This window comes from Jiella endophytica (genome assembly GCF_004519335.1).
In the GTDB taxonomy this organism is placed as follows: Bacteria; Pseudomonadota; Alphaproteobacteria; order Rhizobiales; family Rhizobiaceae; genus Jiella; species Jiella endophytica.
The window spans coordinates 289,001-309,382 of the sequence record NZ_SOZD01000004.1; the positions used below are offsets into that span (position 1 = coordinate 289,001).

The 20,382-nt window shown below is 67.2% G+C and carries 17 protein-coding genes; 7 read left to right on the forward strand and 10 right to left on the reverse strand.

Annotated elements, in window-relative coordinates; genetic code table 11:
• Positions 1-155: 155 nt before the first annotated feature.
• Both E3C22_RS14425 and E3C22_RS14430 read right to left on the reverse strand, forming a co-directional pair.
• Entirely contained in the window at positions 156-1,379 is a 1,224-nt protein-coding gene (locus E3C22_RS14425; protein ID WP_134762745.1) for an ABC transporter substrate-binding protein, read from the reverse strand.
• Positions 1,376-2,242, reverse strand: coding sequence for a GntR family transcriptional regulator (locus tag E3C22_RS14430; RefSeq protein WP_134762746.1), 867 nt, complete (start codon positions 2,240-2,242; stop codon positions 1,376-1,378). Before E3C22_RS14430 ends, E3C22_RS14425 begins: the two co-directional genes overlap by 4 nt.
• Positions 2,243-2,481: 239 nt before the next feature.
• On the opposite strand from E3C22_RS14430, the gene E3C22_RS14435 reads away from it, so the two are divergent.
• Positions 2,482-3,888 carry an FAD-dependent oxidoreductase gene (locus E3C22_RS14435; protein ID WP_134762747.1) on the forward strand — a complete coding sequence of 469 codons (1,407 nt, stop codon included), beginning with the start codon at positions 2,482-2,484 and terminating at the stop codon, positions 3,886-3,888.
• Between the two features lie 9 nt (positions 3,889-3,897).
• Here the strand turns inward: E3C22_RS14435 and E3C22_RS14440 are convergent, their stop codons facing one another.
• Positions 3,898-4,809 (reverse strand): LysR family transcriptional regulator, encoded by a 912-nt coding sequence (locus tag E3C22_RS14440; RefSeq protein WP_134762748.1) that lies wholly within the window; start codon positions 4,807-4,809, stop codon positions 3,898-3,900.
• 420 nt (positions 4,810-5,229) lie between these two features.
• On the opposite strand from E3C22_RS14440, the gene E3C22_RS14445 reads away from it, so the two are divergent.
• From E3C22_RS14445 to E3C22_RS14460, 4 genes are all read left to right on the forward strand, one after another.
• Entirely contained in the window at positions 5,230-6,438 is a 1,209-nt protein-coding gene (locus tag E3C22_RS14445) for an acyl-CoA dehydrogenase (protein ID WP_134762749.1), read from the forward strand.
• Complete coding sequence (locus tag E3C22_RS14450; protein WP_134762750.1) at positions 6,438-7,583, forward strand: CaiB/BaiF CoA transferase family protein; 1,146 nt, start codon at positions 6,438-6,440, stop codon at positions 7,581-7,583. Before E3C22_RS14445 ends, E3C22_RS14450 begins: the two co-directional genes overlap by 1 nt.
• Positions 7,584-7,888: 305 nt before the next feature.
• Complete coding sequence (locus E3C22_RS14455; protein WP_134762751.1) at positions 7,889-8,254, forward strand: hypothetical protein; 366 nt, start codon at positions 7,889-7,891, stop codon at positions 8,252-8,254.
• A complete protein-coding gene (locus E3C22_RS14460; RefSeq protein ID WP_134762752.1) occupies positions 8,251-8,844 on the forward strand; it encodes an RES family NAD+ phosphorylase in 594 nt (197 codons plus the stop codon). Before E3C22_RS14455 ends, E3C22_RS14460 begins: the two co-directional genes overlap by 4 nt.
• A gap of 47 nt (positions 8,845-8,891) precedes the next feature.
• Here the strand turns inward: E3C22_RS14460 and leuD are convergent, their stop codons facing one another.
• The 5 genes from leuD to E3C22_RS14485 are packed head-to-tail and all read right to left on the reverse strand — an operon-like array spanning position 8,892 to position 13,965.
• Positions 8,892-9,521, reverse strand: coding sequence for a 3-isopropylmalate dehydratase small subunit (gene leuD, locus E3C22_RS14465; protein ID WP_134762753.1), 630 nt, complete (start codon positions 9,519-9,521; stop codon positions 8,892-8,894).
• Positions 9,522-9,525: 4 nt separating this feature from the next.
• Positions 9,526-10,923: a 3-isopropylmalate dehydratase large subunit gene (gene leuC / locus E3C22_RS14470; protein WP_134762754.1), complete on the reverse strand. Its 1,398-nt coding sequence runs from the start codon at positions 10,921-10,923 to the stop codon at positions 9,526-9,528.
• Positions 10,924-10,926: 3 nt separating this feature from the next.
• Complete coding sequence (locus tag E3C22_RS14475) at positions 10,927-12,432, reverse strand: tripartite tricarboxylate transporter permease (protein ID WP_134762755.1); 1,506 nt, start codon at positions 12,430-12,432, stop codon at positions 10,927-10,929.
• A 19-nt stretch (positions 12,433-12,451) separates the two neighbouring features.
• Complete coding sequence (locus tag E3C22_RS14480) at positions 12,452-12,940, reverse strand: tripartite tricarboxylate transporter TctB family protein (RefSeq protein WP_134762756.1); 489 nt, start codon at positions 12,938-12,940, stop codon at positions 12,452-12,454.
• Entirely contained in the window at positions 12,937-13,965 is a 1,029-nt protein-coding gene (locus E3C22_RS14485) for a Bug family tripartite tricarboxylate transporter substrate binding protein (RefSeq protein ID WP_134762757.1), read from the reverse strand. Before E3C22_RS14485 ends, E3C22_RS14480 begins: the two co-directional genes overlap by 4 nt.
• A 222-nt stretch (positions 13,966-14,187) precedes the next feature.
• Here E3C22_RS14485 and E3C22_RS14490 point away from each other — a divergent pair, with 222 nt between their 5' ends.
• Positions 14,188-14,973: a GntR family transcriptional regulator gene (locus tag E3C22_RS14490; RefSeq protein ID WP_206026966.1), complete on the forward strand. Its 786-nt coding sequence runs from the start codon at positions 14,188-14,190 to the stop codon at positions 14,971-14,973.
• A gap of 138 nt (positions 14,974-15,111) precedes the next feature.
• Here E3C22_RS14490 and E3C22_RS14495 read toward each other — a convergent pair whose 3' ends face one another.
• Complete coding sequence (locus tag E3C22_RS14495; RefSeq protein ID WP_134762758.1) at positions 15,112-18,252, reverse strand: efflux RND transporter permease subunit; 3,141 nt, start codon at positions 18,250-18,252, stop codon at positions 15,112-15,114.
• A 6-nt stretch (positions 18,253-18,258) separates the two neighbouring features.
• Positions 18,259-19,731, reverse strand: coding sequence for an efflux RND transporter periplasmic adaptor subunit (locus E3C22_RS14500; protein WP_134762759.1), 1,473 nt, complete (start codon positions 19,729-19,731; stop codon positions 18,259-18,261).
• Between the two features lie 98 nt (positions 19,732-19,829).
• On the opposite strand from E3C22_RS14500, the gene E3C22_RS14505 reads away from it, so the two are divergent.
• On the forward strand, positions 19,830-20,288 hold the full coding sequence (locus tag E3C22_RS14505; protein ID WP_134762760.1) for a MarR family winged helix-turn-helix transcriptional regulator: 459 nt from the start codon (positions 19,830-19,832) through the stop codon (positions 20,286-20,288).
• Positions 20,289-20,382 lie beyond the last annotated feature (94 nt).

Here is a 20,382-nt window from a genome sequence, read left to right on the forward strand (position 1 = left end):
GCAGGGCAGAGGGGGGTGCTCCAGTGAGCGCAGAGGTCAGACTCATGGATACGACCGACGCCGCGCCTGGCGCCCCTCGCCCTTCGAGGCGAGCTGGGCTCGCACCTCAGGATGAGGGGCTACTGGAACGACCCGCCCTTTAGAGCGAACGCGCCTCACCCGTTGATCGGAAACACCGGCTTGGCGTCGGCGAAATCCTCCGGGTAGATCACCTTGATGGCATTGTCCTGCACCTGCAGCGACACCGGGGCGGCGCCGGTGTTCTGGCCACCCTCGAACTTGGTCGGGCCGTAGGGCATGACGTGCTTTTCGAAGGTGGAAGCCGCCAGCGCCTCGTTGACCGCATCCGGCTCGGTGGATTTGGCCCGGTCGATGGCGTCGGCGAGAAGCTTCACGCAGGAATAGTTCAGCGGGATGTTGTAGGCCCACAGGCCGCCGGCATCCTCGACCGACTTCTTCAGCGCCTCGGCCTCCTCCTTGCGGGGGTCGTGCCAGTGGTTGCAGTCCATGACGTGGTCGGCCGCCTCGGGGAACTCCTTGACGAAGCGCATGTTGGAGGCCGCGCCGTTGAGCACCGAATAATAGCCCATCGGCCGCACCCGCTGCTGCTGCAGCGTGCGCATCAAAAGCACCGTCTCGCCGTAATAGGAGGACGGGATGATCAGGTCCGGCTTCAGGGAGCGGATTCGCAGGGCGACATTCGACATGTCGCGGGCCGGCGTCGGATGGGCGATCGTCTCGAGGATCTCGAAGCCGTGCTTGGGAAGCTCCGTCGCCATCAGCTTGGCAAGGCCCGAGCCGAACAGCCCGTCCTCGTGGACGAGGACGACGGTCTTCGCCGGGTTGCCGGCCGCCTCGTTGAGCTTGACGAGATTGGCGATCGCCGTCTCGGAGCACGTGCCGAAGCCGGGGCCGAAGCGGAAGGTGTTCTTCAGGTCGCGCTGGACGATCTTGTCGGACACGCCGACGTCGACGATGTAGGGCAGGTCGTAGCGCGCCGCGGCCTGGCTGGAGGCAAGGCAGATCGGGCTGGCGAAGCCGCCGACGATGCCGACGACGCCTTCCGACTTCATCCGCTCGACCTCGGCGGTGCCGCCCTCCGGCGTCGAGCGGGCGTCGCCGAACACCATTTCGAGCTTGGCGCCGTCCATCGAGGCGATGCCGCCATTGTCGTTGATGAACTTGATGGCGTGTTCGGCGCCGGTGCGGCCGAGTTCACCGTCCTGGGCGAGATTGCCGGTCACCGGCTGGAGAATGCCGATCTTGATGGTCTTCGGCGTCTCGGCCCTCAAAACGCCCGGCATCGCGAGGCTCGCGCCAAGGGCGGCGCCGCCGCCCAACACGGTGCGGCGGCTGATCGTCTGCTTGAAGATGCTCATCGCGTGGTTTTCCTTTTGACGATTCCGGGGTTTTTGGCATTGCGGGGTTCGGAACGGCGGGCGCCGGCGGGCCGCCCCGCCGCCGAGGGCGAAATCGCCGCCCAGCGCATCGACCGGCCCTGCCGGGTGCGTTCGAGATCGAGCTGCAGCTCGTAGAGATCGGGGCGGTAGAGGGCGTAGAGATATTCGACGCCGGCGCCGGTCTCGTCCTTGACGATCCGGGTGATCGAAAGGAGCGCCGCGCCGGTCTCGACGCCGAGGGCATCGGCGATCTCCGGGCCGGCCTGGCTGGCGCCGACGGTCTGCCGGGCGCTGGCGACCCGCGCGCCCGAGCGCTCGAGGAGTTCCAGAAGTGGCGTCGAGCGGAGATCGGCCTCCGAATAGGAGATGCCGATGCGCTTCGGGACATAGGTGACCAGATAGGAGAACGGCATGCCGTCGGTGATCCGCACCCGCACCGAGCGCTGCACCTCTTCGCCCGGATCAAGGCCCAGCCCTTCGGCCACCGCCGGCGTCGGCAGCATGTAGCCGAAAGCGAGAAGCCTCACCTCGGTGCTGCGGCCCATCTCGACGAGATGGGTGAAGACATTGGAGAAGTCGGCGACCAGCGTCGCGGTGCGCGAGGGCGAGCGCACATAGGTGCCGGAACCCGGCCGCCGCTCGACGAGCCCCTCCTCGGCAAGCCGCTCCAGCGCGCTACGGATGGTCACCCGCGAGACGCCGTGCTGGGTGGCGAGATCCGGCTCGCTCGGCATGCGCGCGGTCGGCGCGAGGGCGCCGGACAGAATGCGGTCCTTCAGATGCAGATACACCCGAAGCGCCTTGCGCGGCTCCGACACCATAGGCTGCGACGGCGCGGCCATGCTCTGATTTCCTCCCGTTATCTGTCTATTCAGTCAGACAGATCTGGTCCTGTCAACCGGATGCCGTCCGTCTCTCCCGCCCCGCATTCATCGAAGCTGCCCGAGATATCCGGGCCCGGGCGGCAGCGACCTTTTGACTGAGGGTGCAGACCGATCTTGTCTTTTCCACCAGACAAATTAGCCTTCGCATGACACGCCAGCCGGGCAATGCCGGCTGCGACACAGAGAAAGGTCCTGAAATGCCGAGCATCGAGCGGGCGGAGCCTTCGGATTTCGAGACCACCGTCGCGCTCGCCATTGTCGGGGCCGGCGCCGCGGGGCTGACGGCCGCCCTTGCGGCGAAGGAGGCCGGGGTGACAGACGTGGTCCTGTTCGAGCGCGACGCGACGCCGTCGGGCTCGACGGCCCTCTCCGCCGGGCTGGTGCCGGCAGCGGGAACGCGCTTCCAGTGCGACGCCGGCATCGAGGACAGCGCCGAGCTGTTTGCCGCAGACATCATGACGAAGGCGCATGACGAGCCCGACCCGGCCCTCGTCGCGCAGGTCGCCACGGCAAGCGGCGCGGCGGTGGAATGGCTGGCCGACAGGTTCGACCTTCCCTTCTCGCTGGTCGCCGACTTCTCCTATCCCGGGCACTCCCGCCGCAGGATGCACGGCATGCCGAGCCGATCCGGCCAGGAACTCGTCGACCGGCTGCGCCAGGCTGCCGAGACCGCCGGCTGCGACATCCTCTGCGACAGCCTTGTCGACACGCTCTTTGTCGGCGCCGACGGGTCGCTGACCGGCGTTTCCTTCACCCGGCCGGACGGCACCCGCGAGAGGCTCGGCACATCGGTGCTGATCTTGGCCTGCAACGGCTATGGCGGCAATCGCGAACTCGTCGCGAGGCACATTCCGGAGCTTTCCGACGCCCTTTATTTCGGCCACGAGGGCAATCGCGGCGAGGCGGTGCTCTGGGGCGAGGCGATCGGCGCGAGGCTGAACCATCTCTCCGGCCATCAGGGCCACGGTTCCGTCGCCCATCCCGCCGGCGTGCTTCTGACCTGGGCGACGATCACCGAGGGCGGTTGCCAGGTGAACCTTCGCGGCGAACGCTTCAGCGACGAATCCCGCGGCTATTCCGAACAGGCCACCGAAGTCCTGAAGCAGCCGGATGGCATCGCCTTCACCCTCTTCGACGAGCGGATCGCCGGCATCTGCCGGCAGTTCGAGGACTTCCGCAATCTCGAAGCGATGAACGCCGTCATTGCTGCGCCGACGATCGGCGAGCTTGCCGAAAAGCTGAAGCTGCCGGGGGAGACGCTGCTGGCGACGATGGAGGCCTTCGAACTCGCCAAGGTCAATGGCGAGCTCGATCCGTTCGGCCGCGGCCTCAAGGAGACGCCGCGGCTGCAGGCGCCGTTCCGGGCCGTTCGGGTGACCGGGGCGCTGTTCCACACCCAGGGCGGGCTCGTCGTCGACAGCGAGGCGCGGGTGCTGCGCGAGGACGGAACGGCGATCGCCAATCTTTATGCCGCCGGCGGGGCGGCCTGCGGCGTCTCGGGGTCGAAGGCCTCCGGCTATCTCTCCGGCAACGGCCTTTTGACCGCCGTCACCCTTGGCCGGATCGCCGGGGACGCGGCCGGCCGGCGACTCGCCGGCAGCTGAGCAGGCGCGTCAGCCCGCCGTCCCGCCGCCGGACCGCGCCGCCTCCTCGATCAGCCAGTCGCGGAAGAGGCAGAAGGCGGGATTGTCCGCCTGCTGCGGCGGGAAGATCAGCGCATAGGGCGAGCCGCCGTCGAGCCGGCGCGGCGAGGCCCGCACCAGACGACCGGAGGCGAGATCCTCCTCGACGAGGATTTCCGGCACCAGCGCGGCGCCGAGCCCGGCGCGGGCCGCGGTCAGCACCATGCCAAAATGCTCGAAGCGCGGCCCCCTGAGGATGCTGACGGCATCCATCCTCGCCTCCTGGAACCAGCGCAGCCAGAGATCCGGCCGCGTCGCCTGCTGCAACAGCGGCAACCCGGCGAGTTGGCTGTCGTCGAGCTCGCCCGATCGGCCGGCAACCTCGGGGCTGGCGACGACGATCAGCGTCTCGCCGAGGAGCGCATTCGCTTCGGCGCCGCGGGATCTGAGTTCGAGGCGCTGGATCGCGGCATCCGCCGGGTCGCGGGAGAAATCGACCGGGCCAAGCGCCGAGGTAACGTCGATGGTGATCTCCGGCGCGATCTCGGCAAAGCGCGGCAGCCGCGGGATCAGCCAGGCGCTGGCGAAGGTCGGCAGGGCGACGAGCCGCAAGAGCTTTTCCCGGCCGCCGAAGGACATGACGGTGAGCACCGCGCCATCGATCGCGGCAAGGATCTTCTCGGCGTCGCGCAGGAAGGAGCGTCCGGCATCAGACAGGATCAACCGCTGGCGCACCCGGTGGAAAAGACGCACGCCGAGTCGCTCCTCGAGGCTCTGCAGGGAACGGCTGACGGCGCTCTGGGTGAGCCCGAGCGTCTGAGCCGCCCGTGTCGCCGAGCCGGACTCGGCGAGCGCCCGGAAGGTTTCGAGCTCGCCGATGGTGGGGGTGTAGGAGCGACGCATGGGGGATGGCCTCGGCAGCGACGTGTCAGGCGGGGCGCCCTCTCTCCCCTTCGCGGGAGAGAAAGCCTTTTCGCGGTCTTAGCCCGAGCCTTGCGAGGGCTAAGTCGCTGAAAAGGCAAGAGAGGAGTTTCACCGTTCCGACCGCCGCCGACGAGAAGAAAGGGGCGGGCATGTCAACAAGGCCGCGCCGCATTGGCAGAAACGGGGAAACCCCTCTCTTGCGATTTCTATCGTTTAGCCGCTTCGCGTCTAAGCCGATGAAATCGCTTTCTCTCCCACAAGGGGGAGAGAGGGCGCCGAGCCCTTCGATCGCGCCACTTCATGAGCAATCCTCATGAGTTTGCAAGTCCAATTCGTTTGAATGCAGCCCCGACGAGCTGCTATCAGCCGGAGATTGCACAGACATTCGGGAGAAGTCTCATGGCCCTGAAGCCGAAGGATGCGCCGGATCTCGGCCGATTCGACTGGTCGGACCCCTTTCGCCTTGCCGCCCAGCTCACGGAAGACGAGCGCATGCTGGCCGAGGCGGCCGCAAGTTTCGCCAGGAGCCGTCTTGCCCCTGCCGTCACCGAGGCGGCCCGTGAAGAGACCATCGATCCGTCGATCTTTCCGGCGATGGGCGAGATGGGCCTCCTCGGCGTGACGATCCCCGAGGAATACGGCGGCATCGGCGCGTCCTATGTCGCCTACGGCCTTGTCGCCCGGGAGATCGAGCGGATCGATTCCGGTTATCGCTCAATGATGTCGGTGCAGTCCTCGCTGGTGATGTATCCGATCTATGCCTATGGCAGCGAGGAGCAGCGCAAGCGCTATCTGCCGAAGCTGGCCTCGGGCGACTATATCGGCTGCTTCGGTCTGACCGAGCCCGATGCCGGCTCCGATCCCGGCGGCATGAAGACCGTCGCCAAGAAGACCGACGGCGGCTATGTCCTCAACGGCTCGAAGATGTGGATCTCCAATTCGCCGATCGCCGACGTCTTCGTCGTCTGGGCGAAGTCCGAGGCCCATGGCGGCAAGATCAAGGGCTTCGTCCTCGAAAAGGGCATGAAGGGGCTTTCGGCGCCGAAGATCGGCGGCAAGCTTTCCCTGCGGGCGAGCGTGACCGGCGAGATCGTCCTGTCGGATGTCGAGGTTTCGGAAGACGCGCTGCTGCCGAATGTCGAAGGGCTGAAGGGCCCGTTCGGCTGCCTCAACCGCGCCCGCTACGGCATTTCCTGGGGCGTCATGGGCGCGGCGGAAGCCTGTTTCCATGCCGCGCGCCAGTATGGCCTCGACCGCAAGCAGTTTGGCAAGCCGATCGCCCAGACCCAGCTCTTCCAGAAGAAGCTCGCCGAGATGGAGACCGAGATCGCCCTCGGCCTGCAGGCCTCGCTCAGGGTCGGCCGGCTGATGGACGAGGCCAATGCCGCGCCGGAGATGATCTCGCTGGTCAAGCGCAACAATTGCGGCAAGGCCCTCGACATCGCACGGATGGCCCGCGACATGCACGGCGGCAACGGCATCTCGGAGGAGTTTCCGGTGATGCGCCACATGATCAATCTCGAGACCGTCAACACCTATGAAGGTACCCACGACGTCCACGCGCTGATCCTCGGCCGGGCGATCACCGGTCTGCAGGCCTTCTTCTGATGGCCGAGGCGCCGCTGAAGGGCCTCAAGGTCGTCGAGCTCGCGCGCATCCTGGCCGGTCCCTGGATCGGCCAGACGCTGGCCGATCTCGGCGCCGAGGTGATCAAGGTCGAGGCGCCGGAGGGCGACGACACCAGGACCTGGGGGCCGCCCTTCGTCGAACACGAGGGCTCGGTGAGCGCCGCCTATTTCCATGCGGCGAACCGCGGCAAGCAGAGCTACGTCTGCGACTTCAAGGACCCGGCTGAACTCGAGGCGCTGAAGCGCCTGATCGACGGCGCCGACATCGTCGTCGAAAATTTCAAGGTCGGCGGGCTGAAGCGTTTCGGCCTCGATTACGACAGCCTCTCAGCCCGCAATCCACGCCTCGTCTATGCCTCGATCACCGGTTTCGGCCAGACTGGGCCGGAGGCGACGCGCCCCGGCTACGACTTCCTGATCCAGGGCCTTTGCGGGATCATGGATCTCACCGGCGATCCGGAGGGTGAGCCGCAGAAGATCGGCGTCGCCTGGATCGACATCCTCACCGGGCTCTACGGGACGATCGCCATCCAGGCCGCGATCATCGAGCGCCAGCGCTCCGGCCTCGGCCAGCATATCGACCTCGCGCTTCTCGATTGCGGCGTCGCGGCCCTCGCCAACCAGGCGATGAACGCGCTGGTCTCCGGCAAGTCGCCGCGCCGGATGGGCAATGCCCATCCGAACATCGTGCCCTATCAGGTCTTCGCGGCGAAGGACGGCCATGTCATCGTCGCCTGCGGCAACGACCGGCAGTTCGCCAGCCTCTGCCAGGTTCTCGATCTCGGCGGCCTGGCGGCGGACCCGGCCTTTGCGACCAATCCGGCGCGGGTGGAGAACCGTGAGCGGCTGGTGGCGCTGCTCGGGCCGGCGATCGAACGGCTGGAGCGCGCCGAGATCATCGCCGCGCTGGAAAAGGCAGGCGTGCCCGGCGGCCCGATCAACACGGTGGCCGAAGCCCTCGCCGAACCGCAGATCGAGGCGCGCGGCCTGAAGATCGAGGCCGGCGGCATTCCGGGGCTCAGAACGCCGATCGTGTTTTCCCGAAGCGGGCTGACGACGGAGAGGCCCGCCCCCGGCCTCGACCGTGAACAGCGGATCGAACGGGCGCGCTTCGGCGGGGAGTAAAGGGCGCCCTGACACGAGGCGCAGACGGTACTTCTCGACGGCGGCGCGAGGTGCGACCGGCCAGCTCCAATCCTGTTCTCGACGTCTGCCTGCAAAGGCACCGCAGGTCCTAACTGCGCTTGTGGCATCCAGGCCATTGCGCTGAACATGCGGTTGGCGACGTTGTCGAAGTTGACAGTTGTTCACGCCGATCGCATCTTCTGCCTATGTCGAACGCCCGATCCGTTGCTGCATCATCCCTTGAGGATTTCTCAGATGCTTTCGCACCTGACGCGCGGGCGCGAGCCATCCTGCGAGGCCGACGCATGCAGCGTGCCGATCTCGTCGCGGCCGGCGGCACCTACGACCTTTCAGAGGTCCGCGAACTCTTCGGTGCCATTTCCCGCCAGGCAATCGATAAGAAAGCGCGGGACGGTTCACTGCTTGCCGTACCAGGGCCAGGCAATAGCCGCCGCTATCCGACGCTGCAGTTTTCCGACGACGGGTCATTGGTGCAGGGCTTGCGCCAAGTCCGGGCCGCCTTGCCGACGACCGATCCCTGGGCAGTGCTGAACTTTCTCGTCAATCCGGACCCGCGACTGGGCGGGCGCGCACCGATCGCGCTGCTTCATGGAGGCGAGGTCGCGATCGTGGTCGAGGCGGCGAAACGCATGGGCGAACAGGGTGCGTGAGCACGCCTCTGCCGCCATTTGATCTGACTAACCGAGACCCGCTTGTCGTCGGGCTCGCTGCAGGAACGATCGTCTACCGCTTCCACACTGCCGATCGCGGGCCGATTTTCTTCGATCCATCCAGGCTCGGCCGCCTCAACGCGCCCGATGGGTCCTACGGTGTGCTCTATGCCGCGGCGACACGAGCGGGCGCCTTCGCCGAGACGTTCCTGCGCAACCCGGGACACACGCTGCTTTCCTCCGATTTCATTTCCCGGAAGGCGCTCGTCGAAATTCGGCTGACCCGAGACCTGCGACTGTTTCAGCTTCACGGTCCAGGCCTTGCCCGGGTGGGCGCCACGGCGGAGATCACCCATGGCGGCCTCCCCTACGATGCGCCTCAGGCGTGGTCGGCGGCAATCCGCTCGCATCCCGCCCGCTTTGACGGCATCGCCTATACGGCCCGGCATGACGACGCGGAGATCTGCTACGGGCTGTTCGACCGGGCTGGTAATGCGATCGAAGCCATCGGTCAAACCGTAGATCTTCGATCCGCCGACTGGTTCTTTGATCTACTTGATCGCTACGGCGTCGGCATCGCGCCGGGTTGAGCAGACAAGCTGTCGGGATTGGCCCAGACAGTCGCCCCTCACCCGCCTTACGCGCCCCTCGGCACCACCCACGGCGCTGCCGCGAAGTAGCGCTCCTCGAAAGCCGCGATGGTCGGCTCGTCCTCGAGGGTTTCGGAGAGATCGTCGAGACCGAGGAGCAGGCGCCGCTTCAGCCCCTTGTCGATGTCGAAGGCGATCGTGCCGAGACCTTCGGCGGAGATTTCCTGCGCATCGAGGTCGACGAAGACTTCGGCAGGGGCGTTTTCGCCCGGGCGGGGCTCGAGAAATTTCGCCAGCCTGCCGCGCTCGGCAGCGCCGAGCGCAATCGTCAGAAGGCCGTTCTTGCCGGCATTGCCGCGAAAAATGTCGGCAAAGCTGTCGGCGACGACGACGCGGATGCCGTGGTCGACGAGGGCATAGACGGCCGCCTCGCGCGAGGAACCGCAGCCGAAGTTCCTTCCTGCCAGCATCAGCACCGGCCGCTCGCTCATTTGGTTGAGCGGAAAGCCTTCGACCGGGTCGCCGTCCTCGTCGAAGCGCAGGTCGTAGAGAAGCTGGTCGCCGTAGCCCTCCGCCCGCGTGCGCTTCATGAAGCGGGCGGGGATCAGCTGGTCGGTGTCGATGTTGTCGCGGGCAAGGACGACGCCCGGGCCGCTGACGGTGGTGAAGGGCTGCATCGGATCACGCCTCCAAATGGACGTCTGGCGCGGAGACCGGCTCCGGCAGGTCCGCGAGGTCGATGGCCCTGACGTCGACGATATGGCCGCTGACGGCGGCCGCCGCGACCATCGCCGGGCTCATCAGATGGGTGCGGGCGCCCGGCCCCTGGCGGCCGCGGAAATTGCGGTTGGAGGTGGAGGCGCAACGCTCGCCCGGCCGCACCTGGTCGCCATTCATGCCGACGCAGAGCGAACAGCCGCTCTCGCCCCATTCGGCGCCGGCCTCGCGAAAGATCTCGGCAATGCCGGTTTCCTCGGCCTGCCGCGCCACATCGCTGGAGCCCGGCGAGACGAGCAGCGGCACGGCGAGCCGCCGGCCCTTGAGGACGCGGGCCGCGGCGAGAAGATCGGAATAGCGGCCATTGGTACAGGAGCCGATGAAGCCGCGGTCGATATTGATCGTGGAAAGCGCCTCGCCGGCGGAAAGACCCATATAGTCGAGCGCGTCGGGGTCGACCGAGGGCACTTCGCCGGTGACAGGGGCCACCTGTTCCGGGCTGGTGCCCCAGGTGACCATCGGCGCCACCTCGCCGGCGTCGATGACCACCTCGCGGGCATAGGCCGCGCCGTCGTCGGAGCGGAGCGCCTTCCAGCTCTCAACCGCGGCCTCGAACGCCGCGCCCTTCGGCGCCATCGGCCGGCCCTTCAGCCACGCGAAAGTGGTCTCGTCCGGCGGCACGATGCCGGAGCGCGCGCCCATCTCGATGGTCATGTTGCAGAGCGTCATGCGCCCTTCCATCGACAGCGCCGCGATCGCCTCGCCGGCATATTCCACCGCGTGACCGGTCGCGCCGCCGGTGCCGATGGTCGCGATGATATGGAGGGCGAGATCCTTCGCCGTCGTGCCGAAGGGCAGCCCGCCCGTGACGGTGATCTTCATCAGCGGCGGCTTCTTCTGCCACAGCGCCTGGGTCGCCAGCACATGGGCGACCTCGGAGGCGCCGATGCCGAAGGCGAAGGCACCGAAGGCACCGTGGGTGGCGGTGTGGCTGTCGCCGCAGACGATGATCGTGCCGGGCAGCGACAGCCCCTGCTCGGGCATCGCGACATGGACGATGCCGCGGCGCGCGTCGCCGAGGCCGAAGCTTTCGATGCCGTGGCGGGCGGTGTTGACCGAGAGACGCTCGATCATCGTTGCCGATGCGGCATTGGCCCTGAGTTCGCTCGACGGCGCATAGTGGTCGGCAACGCCGAAGGTCAGCTCGGGATGGCGGACCTTCCGCCCGGCCTCGCCGATCTTGGCGAAGGCGTGGTGCGATCCCTCATGCAGGAGATGGCGGTCGACGAAGACGAGGCTCGAGCCGTCGCGGGAGAGAATCTCGTGCGCGGACCAGATCTTGTCGAGGATGGACTGGCTCATCGATCAGGCCTCCTTGAGTTTCGCCTTCGCCCGCTTCTGGCCGAGAGTGGTGGCGATGATGGCGCCGGCGAGCACGGCGATCAGCACCAGGGTGATCGGTCGTCCGAGGACGAAGCTGGGGTCGCCGCCGCTGATCTGCCACGAGCGGACCAGTTCGCCCTCGGCCATCGGCCCGACCAGGAGGCCGACGACGGTGGCGGTCACCGGATAGCCGTAGCGACGCATCAGCCAGCCCAGGCAGCCGGCGCCGGCGACCGTCAGCGGACCGACGATCGAACCGGTGATGGCGTAGCTGCCCATCATCGCGATGGCGACGACGAAGGGAATGAGATAGCGCACCGGCGCCTTGACGATGAAGCCGGCGAAGAAGACGAAGAACACGCCGACGAACAGGAGCAGCGCCGCCTGAACCATGTTGCCGAGGATGATCGCATAGACGATGTCGGTCTGCTCGGCGATGAAGCGCGGCCCGCCGGTGACGTCATGCATGGCGAAGGCGCCGAGAATGATCGCCGTGCCGGCGCCGCCGGGAAGGCCGAGCGCCAGGAGGGTCACCATGCCGCCGCCTTCGGAGGAGGAGTTAGCGGCTTCCGACGCGATCACCCCGTCCGGCTCGCCCTCGCCGAAGCGCTGGGCCGGGCCGGCGAGACGCTTGGCAAAGGCGTAGGAGACGAGATTGGCAACGCTCGCCCCGACGCCCGGGACAATGCCGATCAGCGTACCGATGATCGAGCCGCGCAGCACCGCCGGCCAGCTGACGAGGGTGTCCTTCAGCCCTTTCAGGATCGGCGAAAGGGCGATGCGGCGGCTGGCGCTGTCGGCGACGATGTAGTCGCGGCCGGCGAGATTCATCAGCTCCGAGGCGGCAAAGAGGCCGATCAACGCCGGGATAGCCGGGATGCCGTCGAGGAGATACATCGAGCCGAAGGTGCCGCGCATCAGCCCGGTGTCGGAATAGCCGACCGTGCTGATCAGGACCCCGAGGGCGCCGGCGGCAATGCCCTTGGAGAAGCTCGAATCATTGAGGACGGCGATCAGCAGCAGCCCGCCGACCGCGACGACCAGCATTTCCGTCGGGCCGAGCATCAGAACCCAGTCCGACACCGGGCCGACAAGGAGCAGGAGCATCAGATAGCCGAAGAAGGTGCCGATCACCGAGGCGGCAAGACCGATGCCGAGGGCCTCGCCGTGCCGGCCCTTCTGGGCCATCGGATAGCCGTCGAAGGCGGTGGCGACGGCGCTCGACGTGCCGGGAATGTTCATCAGGATCGCCGGGATCGCGCCGCCGAAGCTGCCGCCGGTGAAGATTGCCGAGAGGAACAGGATCGCCGGCAGAAAGTCCATGTAGAGGGTGGCCGGGAGGAACACGGCCATGGCGATCGAGATCGACAGGCCGGGGATCGCTCCGAAGACGAGGCCGATCAGCAGGCCGGGGATGACCACCAGCCAGGCCATGGCATCGCTCGTGAGGAGCTGCAGGGCCCCGCCGAAGGCGGCAAGATCAATCATCGAAAGATTTCCAACAACGTCACAGAAACAGGACGGGCATGCGCACCAGGAGGAGATCGTGGAACAGCCATGCCGTCAGCCCGGCTCCGAGCAGCGCGGCAAGCGCGATCAGCCAGACCCGCCGCTCGCCCTGAATGAGGAGGGCAAGCGCGATGAACACCGCCGTGCCGACGTCGAAGCCGGCGTAGGGAACCGTCGCCGCATAGACGACGGTGAGCACCAGCAGCAGCACCGGCTGCCGGTCGGCGCGGGAGATCGCGCCGAAGCTGACGCCCTTCTTTACCGCCTCCCGAACCGCCGCAAGGAGCAGCGCCGCGACGCCGAGGACCGCCGTCGGCAGGATCAGGATGTAGTCGGCAACGGTGCGCGAGGACTGGACGACGCTGTAGGCGTAGCTCGCCATGGCGATGGCGGCGAGAAGGGCGAAGACGACCGCCCCGACGCCCATCGCCGTCTCGGCGGCGACGGGCGGTTTCGCTCTGCCCGCCGCCGGAGCGCTCCGACTCATTGCTTCACGACGTCCGCATAGCTCGACAGCGCCTTGTAAGCGTCGTCGACCATCGCCTGGCTCTTCTCCGGGCCGACCCAGTCGGCACCGACGCCGGCCTTCTTCGCCGAAGCCTTGTAGTCGGGATCCTCGACCACCGCCTTGTAGGCGTCGAGAAGCTTCTTGTAGCGGTCCGGATAGTCGGTGACGAAGGCGCTCGGAACCAGGAGGCCGGTGACGTTGCCGCCGATGATCGGCTGCTTGTCGGTGCCGAGCTTGCTCATGACGTCGTTGAACAGCGGCTCGTCGGTGCCCTCCGGCTGCTCGTCATTGACGATGGCCAGCACCCTCAGCTTGTCGGAAATGCCGCGGGCACCTTCCGCCGCGAGGATCTCGAAGTCGACCTGGTCGCCGGCGAGCGCGGTGCGCAGCGGGGCGCCGCCGCTATAGGTGACGAAGCGGACATTGTCCTGCGGGATCTTCAGCGCATCCATCATCATCAGCGTCTGCAGGTGGCCGCCATTGCCGTAGATGATGCCGGAGGAGACCTCGCCGGGCTTCTTCATCGCCGTGACCAGATCGTCGAAGGTCTGGTAGGGGCTCGCCTTGTTGACCGCGACGATGGCGTAGTCGTTCCACTGGGCGTTGAGAAGCTCGAAGTCCTCCCAGGAGACCGGTGCGCCGCCGACGAGGATCGCATTGGCGAGATAGGGGGTCGCCTGCATCAGAAGCAGCGTGTTGCCGTCGGCTTCCTGCTGCGAGACATAGGTGGCGCCGAGGCCGCCGGCGCCGCCCGGGCGGTTTTCCACCACCACCGGCTGCCCGAGCTTCTCGCCGAGCGGTTCCGCCAGGGTGCGCGCCATGCGGTCGGCGCTGCCGCCGGCGTCGAAGGGCACGACGATCGTCACCGGACCGCTCGGCCAGTCGTCGGCGCGAGCCGGGGCAGCGGTGGTCGAAAGCCCGCTGACGGTCGCCAGCGCCAGAGCGGCGATGCCCGACATCTGCGCGACGAAACGCCGCCGCGTCGATCCGTGTGATCGTTGCATGTCATCCTCCCAATGAAAATCATATCCCGTCGGAAGGGCACCATAGACCTAATGTCATGTCAATAGGACATTTCCTGTACAAGCCGGTCGGTTCGCGCTAGACTGGCAACGGCTTCGAGGCGGCCGGCGGCCATGGGGAGCGCGACAGGGGGGATGATGCAGAGAGGCGAAGGTGCGAGCGACGCGGCAAGTCCGGCGTCCTTGACAGCGGCCGAACCGGGCATGTCCGAGGCGCTGCCGGCGCGGCGGATCGGCGCCGACGACCTTGCCGCCATGCCGAAGCATCACCGGGTCTATCTGGTGCTGCGCCAGGAGATCCTCGAGGGCCGCCACGGCTCGTCGGCGCCGATGCCCGGGGAAGTGGCGCTCGCCAAGGAGTTCGGCGTCTCGCGGGTGACGATCCGCACCGCCATGGAACGCCTGACCCAGGAAGGCATCGTCGAGCGCATGCGCGGTCGCGGCACCTTCGTTCGCGAGCGCAGCGAGTCGCCGATCGGCGCCAGCCTGTCCGGCAACATCGAAAACCTGATGGCGCTCGGCCTTCGCACCAATGTGCGCGTCGTCGACGTCCAGTTTCTGCCCGCCCCGCTGGCGGTGGCGACCGAGATGGGCATTGCCGAGGGCACGATCATGCAGCGCGCGGTGCGGGTTCGCAGCCTCGACGGCATCCCCTTCAGCCATCTGACGACCTGGCTGCCCGAGGAGATCGGCCGCAGCTTCACCCGCGAGGAGATGGGCCGCGAACCGCTTCTGAAGCTGATCGAGCGGACCGGCCACAAGGTGGCGAGCGCCCGCCAGGCGATCACCGCGATGCTGGCGACGCCCGACGTCGCAAGGCTCCTCGCGGTCCAGATCGGCGAGGCGCTGCTGTCGGTGCGGCGAACCGTCTTCGACGAAACCGGCCGTCCGGTGGAGCGGATCTTCGGCCTCTACCGGCCGGATCTCTACGAGCACGAGACGCGCTTCTCGCGAAATCCCGACAAGCGCGGCGGCGTCTGGAACGCCTGACCGCGCCGCTCGCCGAAGGCCGACCGCTGATACCGTCGGCCCCGGCCTGCGACCGGCGCCTAGCGCCAAGGGGGGAAGCTCAAGCGCCGTGCGGGCTTACTACCCGCCACCGGGAACCGATCTCCCGGGTGGCTCGAATTACTCCGCCGGGGCCGGAGCCGCCTCGCCGCCCCTGCCGAGCTTGCGCTGCACCCAGAGCGTCGAACCGATCACCGTGACGTAGAGCACCGGCACGAAGAACACGCCGAGGATCGTCGCCGAGATCATGCCGCCCATGACGCCGATGCCGATCGCCTGCTGGGCGCCGGAGCCGGCGCCGGAGGCGGTGGCGAGCGGCGTGACGCCGAGGATGAAGGCCAGGGACGTCATCAGGATCGGCCGCAGCCGCATCCGCGCCGCATGCAGCGTCGCCTCGAGAAGCTTCTCGCCCTGCTGGCGAAGCTCCTGGGCGAATTCGACGATCAGAATGGCGTTCTTAGCGGCGAGACCGATGGTCGTCAGCAGGCCCACCTTGAAATAGATGTCGTTGCTGTGGCCGGTGAGATAGGCCGCGAGAACCGCGCCGAAGACGCCGACCGGGACCACCAGGATGACCGAGAAGGGCACCGACCAGCTCTCGTAGAGCGCGGCGAGCGACAGGAAGACGACGAGCACCGAGATCGAATAGAGCAGCGTCGACTGCGAGCCCGACAGCCGCTCCTGATAGGACTGGCCGGTCCATTCGACGGTGAAGCCGTTGCCGAGGTCGCCGACGAGGCTCTGCATCCGGTTCATCGCCTGGCCCGAACTGACGTCGCCCGACGGCGAGCCCTGGATCTCGACGGCCGAGACGCCGTTGTAGCGCTCCAGCCGCGGTGGCCCTTGCGTCCAGCTGGCGCTGGAGAAGGCCGAGAACGGCACCATCTCGCCGTCGCCGTTGCGCACGTACCAGCGGTCGATGTCGCTCGGCGTCATGCGGAACGGCGCATCGGCCTGGACATAGACCGGCTTCACCCGGCCCCTGTTGATGAAGTCGTTGACGTAGCTGCCGGCCCAGGCGGTCGAGAGGGTCGCGTTGATGTCGGAGGTCTCGACGCCGAGCGAGCCGGCGAGCCGGTTGTCGATGTCGATCTTGAACTGCGGCTGCTGGGACTGGCCGTTGCGGCGCACCGAGGTGAGCTGCGGATCGCCGTTCGCCGTGGCGATCAGCTGCTGGGCGGCGGCCTCCAGCGCCTCGGTTCCCTGATTGCCGCTGTCCTTGAGATACATGTCGAAGCCGCCGGCGGAGCCGAGGCCCTGGATGGCCGGCGGCGTCAAGGCGATGACGACGGCGTCGCGCAGTTGCGAAAAGGCACCCATCGCACGGCCCGCAATGGCGCTCGCGGCGGCGGCGGCATCCTGCCGGTCGTCAAAATCCTTCAGCTTGACGAAGGTCAGCGCATAGTTCTGGCCGGAGCCGGAGAAGGAGAAGCCGAGCGCCGAGAAGACGCTGGTGACGTTGTCCTTCTCGTCGTTGAGATAGTGGTTCTCCACCTGTTCGACGATCGCCTCGGTGCGCTCGCGCGTCGCCCCGGCGGGAAGCTGGATCATCGTCATCAGCACGCCCTGGTCCTCCTCCGGGAGAAAGGAGCTCGACAGGCTGGAGAACACCCACCAGGCGCCGCCGGTGATGAGCAGGAAGACGATGAGCGCCGGCACCGGATGCCGGACGGCGCGCCGGGTCGTGCCGGTGTAGCCGTTGGTGGTCTTGGTCAGCCCCCATTCGAAGCCGCGGAAGAGAACGAACTTCTTCTTGCCGTGGGTGGACTTCAGCATGGTGGCGCAGAGCGCCGGCGTCAGCACCAGGGCGATGAACACCGAGAGCAGCATCGCCGTGACGATGGTGATCGAGAACTGCTGGTAGATGATGCCGACCGAACCGCCAAAGAAGGCCATCGGCAGGAACACCGCCGAGAGCACCAGCGCGATGCCGACGAGGGCGCCGGAAATCTCGCTCATCGACTTTTCCGTCGCTTCGCGGGGCGGCAGCCCCTCCTCCGACATGACGCGCTCGACATTTTCGACGACGACGATGGCGTCGTCGACGAGGAGGCCGATGGCGAGCACCATGGCGAACATCGTCAGCGTGTTGATCGAGAAGCCGGCGACGGAGAGGACGCCGAAGGTGCCGAGCAGCACCACCGGGACGGCGATCGTCGGGATCAGCGTCGCCCGGATGTTCTGCAGGAAGACCAGCATCACCAGGAAGACGAGGCCGATCGCCTCGAACAGCGTGTGATAGACCTTCTCGATCGAGAGCTCGACGAAGGGCGTCGTATCGTAGGGATAGACCACCTCGACGTCGGAAGGCAGCGTCGACTTCAGCGTGTCGAGCGCGGCGCGCACGCCCTCGGCGGTGTCGATGGCGTTGGCGCCGGCGGCGAGCTCGACGCCGAAGCCGGCGGCGGGATAGCCGTTGTAGCGGCCGGAGGTGAGGTAGCTCTCGGCGCCGATCTCGACCCGCGCGACGTCGCCGATGGACACCAGCGAACCGTCGCTCTCGGTCTTGAGGATGATCGAGCGGAACTGCGCCGGCGTCTCCAGCTGGCTCTGCGAGGTGATCGTGTAGTTCATCTGCGCGCCGGGCGTCTGCGGCAGATTGCCGAGCTGGCCGACGGAGACCTGGACGTTCTGGGTCTCGATCGCCGAGGTGACGTCGGAGGGCGTCAGCTGGAACTCGGCGAGCTTGTCCGGGTCGAGCCAGATGCGCATGGCGTAGCCCGAGCCGAAGATCTGCAGGTCGCCGACGCCGGTGACCCGGCGCACCGTGTCCTCGAGGTCGGTGGCGATCAGGTCGGCGAGATCGACGGAGGTGTAGTCGCGATTCTTCGAGGTCAGCGCGCCGACCATCAGAATGCCGGAGGACGACTTGGTGACCGTCACGCCCTGCTGCTGGACGGCGTCGGGCAGTTGCGATTCCACCGCCGACAGCTTGTTCTGGGCCTGCACCTGGGCAATGTCCGGATCAGTGCCGGTCTCGAAGGTCAGGCGGATCTGCGCCTGCCCCGAATTCGACGAGGTCGACGACATGTAGAGCAGGCCGTCGACGCCGGTCATGTTTTGCTCGATGACCTTGGTCACCGAATTCTCGACGGTCTCGGCGCTGGCGCCGGGATAGGTCGTGGCGATCGAGACCGAGGGCGGCGCGACGTCCGGATATTGTGCGATCGGCAGCTGGTAGAGGGCGAGGACGCCGAACAGCATGATGCCGATGGCGATCACCCAGGCAAAGACCGGGCGGTGGATGAAGAAGCGTGCCATCGCCGGTTACTCCGCGCTGCCGGCGGCCGACGCGCTACCGTCAGCGCCGCTCTTGCCGCCCTCCCCGGCCTCCGCCGCCTTGGCCTCCATGCCGGAGGACGCCTTGCCGGCACCCGCGGCGGGCTTTGCGGCGCTGTCATCGTCGCCGTTTGCCGCCGCGTCCGGACCACTGCCGGCATCGGCGGACTGGCCGCCGGCGGCCGACGGCTTGGCCTCGCCCTTGTCGTTCGCCGGCTGGATACGCCCGTTCTCGTCGATCCGAACCGGCACCACCTCGACCTTGGCGCCGTCGCGAACCTTCATGGTGCCGTCGACGACCAGCCGGTCGCCGGCCCTGGCGCCTTTGGTGACCAGCCAGTTCGTGCCGATGTCGGTGGAGACCTCGAGCACCCGCGTCTCGACGGTGCCGTCCGTCTTGACGAACATCGCCGTCGGCTGGCCGTCGCCGTTCCGCGAGACGGCCATCTGCGGCAGAAGGATGCCCTCGTCGGCGATGGCGAGGGTGATCGTGCCGCGGACATACATGCCCGGCAGCAACGCGTTCTCCGGGTTGGAAAAGCGCGTCCGGACGGTGAAGCTAGACGTCGTCTCCGAGACGAACTGGTCGGCCGCGTCGATCGTGCCGGCAATCGGATAGGTGGATCCATCGGCAAAGCGGATCTTCACCTTCGCCTTTCCGGCATCGTCCGGCCCGACCAGCGCCTTGACGCCGCCGCGTTTGATCTGGTCGCGGAACTTCAGAAGATTGCCGGAGGACTCGGTGAAATCGACATAGACCGGATCGATCTGGCGGATCGTCGCCAGCGCGTCGGTCTGGTCGGCGGTGACGAGGTTGCCGGGATCGGCGGGATCGGTGCCGACGCGGCCGGCGATCGGCGCCTTGATCGAAGTGTAGTCGAGATTGAGCTTCGCGGTTTCGAGTTCGGCATTGGCCACCGCGACGTCGGCCTGCGCCTGACGATAGGTGGACAGGGCATCGTCGCGATCCGACTGGCTGACGACGTTGCTGGCGGTGAGATTCTGGTAGCGCTCATATTGCAGCTTGGCCGAAGCCAGCGCCGCCTCGTTCTTCTGCAGCGTCGCCTCGGCGGAATCGACCTGCGCCTGGTAGGACCGGTCATCGAGCTTGTAGAGGACGTCGCCCTTCTCGACCTTGGCGCCCTCGTCGAACAGCCGCTCGGTGATCAGCCCGCCGACCTGCGGGCGCACCTGCGCCGTCTGGAAGGCGACGACGCGGCCGGCGACATTGGCGGTGATCGTCACCGGCTTCGGCTCGACGGTGATGATGCCGACCTTCGACGCCTGCTGGCCGCCGCCGGCTCCGGCGGCCCCCGCGCCGCTCTTGCCCGACTCGCCGCTGCCGCTGTCCGAACAGGCGCTGGCCGCCGCCAGGCAGAGCACCAGCCCCGCCGCGATCACCGGGCGGCCGAGGCTGCGCGCCAACTTGCAGGCGCCGCTTCCGATGTCGGATCGGGTCATGGGTTTCGTCTCCAGCCAAAATTGCCACGGCCGCTTGACGCGGCGTCGCGCGGGCGGTTCAATACATGCAACATTGCATCTAATGCAAGGACACCGGGATGAAGCGCCGCCAGGATGGCGAAATCGTGAACGCCTTCCATCACCTTCATGCGACGGTGATGTCGCGCGTGTTCCCCCACATGGCGCGCTTTCTCAAGGGCCAGGAGCTGTCGTTCCAGCATCTGGTAACCATGTTCACGATCAAATTCGCCGGGCCGCAGAACATCGCCGCGATCGCCGCCGAGGTGGAGCTCACCCCGACGGCCGCGAGCCGGATGGTCGATCGTCTGGTGAAGGCGGGCTTTCTCGACCGGACCGAAAAGCCCGGCGACCGCCGCCAGAAGCTGATCACGCTCACATGCAAGGGTCAGGCGCTCCTTGCCGAGTTTCCCGCGGTCACCACCCAGAGCTACGCCGAGGTGCTGGCGCCGCTTCCCGAGGATCTGCTCGGCCGGCTGGCGGAGCCGATGAACGAACTGCGCGAGCATCTGCCGGATGGTCCGCGGCGGCAGTCATAGTCGCAATGCCTCCCGAAATGGTCGTGGCATAGCGCCGCATTGCCTGAGAAGCCGGCGTTTCAGCCGGCGGCGTGACCACCCGCAACGGCCGACC

Excerpts from the sequence above, each read along its gene's own strand:
- E3C22_RS14445 (WP_134762749.1), top strand. The coding sequence starts at position 5,230 with ATGGCCCTGAAGCCGAAGGATGCGCCGGATCTCGGCCGATTCGACTGG.
- E3C22_RS14455 (WP_134762751.1), top strand. The coding sequence starts at position 7,889 with ATGCAGCGTGCCGATCTCGTCGCGGCCGGCGGCACCTACGACCTTTCA.
- E3C22_RS14480 (WP_134762756.1), bottom strand. The coding sequence starts at position 12,940 with ATGAGTCGGAGCGCTCCGGCGGCGGGCAGAGCGAAACCGCCCGTCGCC.
- E3C22_RS14505 (WP_134762760.1), top strand. The coding sequence starts at position 19,830 with ATGAAGCGCCGCCAGGATGGCGAAATCGTGAACGCCTTCCATCACCTT.
- E3C22_RS14485 (WP_134762757.1), bottom strand. The coding sequence starts at position 13,965 with ATGCAACGATCACACGGATCGACGCGGCGGCGTTTCGTCGCGCAGATG.
- E3C22_RS14425 (WP_134762745.1), bottom strand. The coding sequence starts at position 1,379 with ATGAGCATCTTCAAGCAGACGATCAGCCGCCGCACCGTGTTGGGCGGC.
- E3C22_RS14500 (WP_134762759.1), bottom strand. The coding sequence starts at position 19,731 with ATGACCCGATCCGACATCGGAAGCGGCGCCTGCAAGTTGGCGCGCAGC.
- leuD (WP_134762753.1), bottom strand. The coding sequence starts at position 9,521 with ATGCAGCCCTTCACCACCGTCAGCGGCCCGGGCGTCGTCCTTGCCCGC.
- E3C22_RS14475 (WP_134762755.1), bottom strand. The coding sequence starts at position 12,432 with ATGATTGATCTTGCCGCCTTCGGCGGGGCCCTGCAGCTCCTCACGAGC.
- E3C22_RS14490 (WP_206026966.1), top strand. The coding sequence starts at position 14,188 with ATGTCCGAGGCGCTGCCGGCGCGGCGGATCGGCGCCGACGACCTTGCC.
- leuC (WP_134762754.1), bottom strand. The coding sequence starts at position 10,923 with ATGAGCCAGTCCATCCTCGACAAGATCTGGTCCGCGCACGAGATTCTC.
- E3C22_RS14435 (WP_134762747.1), top strand. The coding sequence starts at position 2,482 with ATGCCGAGCATCGAGCGGGCGGAGCCTTCGGATTTCGAGACCACCGTC.
- E3C22_RS14495 (WP_134762758.1), bottom strand. The coding sequence starts at position 18,252 with ATGGCACGCTTCTTCATCCACCGCCCGGTCTTTGCCTGGGTGATCGCC.
- E3C22_RS14440 (WP_134762748.1), bottom strand. The coding sequence starts at position 4,809 with ATGCGTCGCTCCTACACCCCCACCATCGGCGAGCTCGAAACCTTCCGG.
- E3C22_RS14450 (WP_134762750.1), top strand. The coding sequence starts at position 6,438 with ATGGCCGAGGCGCCGCTGAAGGGCCTCAAGGTCGTCGAGCTCGCGCGC.
- E3C22_RS14430 (WP_134762746.1), bottom strand. The coding sequence starts at position 2,242 with ATGGCCGCGCCGTCGCAGCCTATGGTGTCGGAGCCGCGCAAGGCGCTT.